Here is a 1,656-nt window from a genome sequence, read left to right as displayed (position 1 = left end):
GTCGCCGTGGACGCCGCCGGGGTCGCCGTGGGAGTCGGGTCGGCGGCGACGGCCGTTCCGGCGCCGCCGAGCAGGAGGACCGCCGCGAGCGCCGTGCCGACCCCGAGCGTCCCGGTCCGTCTCCGTATCCCTGTCGGTGTCCGCATCGGCGCCCCTCCTGGTGGTTCGGCCGGTCACTCTACCCGGGCCCGGTCCGGACGGCTGTGGGGCGGGTGCGGGTGCCCGGACGTGGGCCGGAGCACGACGGCGCGGGCCGGAGCGGGATGAGGGGGTGTGAGGTCCTCGGCGCCGGACTCGCCGCCCCCCCGTCCTCCGCTCGCCTGCCCGCCGCGTGGGCGGGTCAGCCGGCGGGGGCGCCGAGGGGGCGGGTCCGCTGGGTGTCGGAGTCGAAGGCGCGGGCGGCGTCGAAGGTGCCGGTGAGGTCGGGGTGGCGGCCGAGGAGGGTGTGGGCGAGGGTGACGGCCTCCGGGGGGAGGCGGCGGGTGAGGCCGAGGTGGGGGGACCAGCGGCCGGGGAGGTAGTGCGGGTCGGGGTCCTCGGCGTGCTCCAGGACCTCCCAGACCCGGTGGTGCAGCCGCATCAGCCCGAGCGTCGGGACGACCGACCAGCTGAGCACCCGGCGCCGGCTGCGGGCGGAGAAGGAGAGCAGGCCGGTCAGCCGGACGGCCGGCGGCAGGGCGTCGGCGAGGAGTTCGTCGAGCCGGTCGGCCGCCCCGGCGGGCATCCGGGCGCAGGCGGCCAGGGTGAGGTGGGGGCGGTGGCCGGGGTGCGGGTTGTGGGCGAGGCTGTCCACCCCGCCGTCGGCGAGCCGTCGCCAGACCGCGCGCACGGCGCCGTCGAGCGGCGGGTCGCAGAGCAGCTCAACGGTCCGCACGGGCGAGGTCCTTGGCGTACCAGATCTCGGCGTAGCGGCGATCGCTGTAGGCGGGGATCTCCTGGTAGCCGTGCCGGACGTACAGCGCGCGGGCCTCGACCAGATCGAGCCGGGTGTCCAGGACGATCCGCCCGGCGCCGAGCGCCCGCGCCGCCTCGTCGACGGCGGCCATCAGCCGGGTGCCGCCGCCGGTGCCGCGCCGTGCCGGGCGGATGTAGACCCGGGTCAGCTCGACGGTGGTGGCGTCGACCACGCGCAGCCCGGCGCAGGCGGCGTCCTCGCCGTCGTAGCGGCCGATCAGGAAGACCCCGGTGGGCGGGGCGAGGTCGTCGCTGGGCGAGGCGGCGAGCCCGGTCTCGATCTCCTCGGGCGTGCCCTCCCGTCCGAGGTGCAGCCGGTAGTAGCTGTTGGCGACGTCGAGGTAGTAGTCCCGCAGCAGCGCCAGGGCCGCCGCGGATCCGACGTCGGCGGGCGCGATCGCCCAGAGTTCGGTCGTTCCGCGCTGCGCACTGATCGTCATGCGCGCATTATCGGTCGGCCGCCGCCTCCGCCGCGAGCCCTTTTCGATCATGGCCGCCCCGGTGCGCCGGGCGGGTGACGGGGGGATTGGCCGGTCGGCGCGGCGGGGGAGCAGTGGGGTTATGGACAGACCATCAGATAGTCGTATTGGTGGGGGGTTGGCGGCGCGTCGGCGTCGGCGGGGGCGGAACGGACTGGTCGCCGCGGTGTGCCTGGCGGCCGCGGTGGCGGGTTGCGGCGTCCCGGGCGGGGGCGGCGCGGTG

General features: G+C 77.0%; 2 protein-coding genes. Both read right to left on the bottom strand.

Annotated features, from left to right (window positions below):
* Positions 1-340: 340 nt before the first annotated feature.
* Positions 341-874: a 2'-5' RNA ligase family protein gene (locus ABD308_RS35130; RefSeq protein ID WP_344344044.1), complete on the bottom strand. Its 534-nt coding sequence runs from the start codon at positions 872-874 to the stop codon at positions 341-343.
* Positions 861-1,394 carry a GNAT family N-acetyltransferase gene (locus ABD308_RS35125; protein WP_344344043.1) on the bottom strand — a complete coding sequence of 178 codons (534 nt, stop codon included), beginning with the start codon at positions 1,392-1,394 and terminating at the stop codon, positions 861-863. Before ABD308_RS35125 ends, ABD308_RS35130 begins: the two co-directional genes overlap by 14 nt.
* Positions 1,395-1,656: the final 262 nt, after the last annotated feature.

The sequence above is a fragment of the Kitasatospora putterlickiae genome (assembly GCF_039527695.1).
In the GTDB taxonomy this organism is placed as follows: Bacteria; Actinomycetota; Actinomycetes; order Streptomycetales; family Streptomycetaceae; genus Kitasatospora; species Kitasatospora putterlickiae.
The sequence above is the reverse complement of the archived record's forward strand: the minus strand, read 5'-3'. Positions and strand labels throughout refer to the sequence as shown.

Excerpts from the sequence above, each read along its gene's own strand:
- ABD308_RS35125 (WP_344344043.1), bottom strand. The coding sequence starts at position 1,394 with ATGACGATCAGTGCGCAGCGCGGAACGACCGAACTCTGGGCGATCGCG.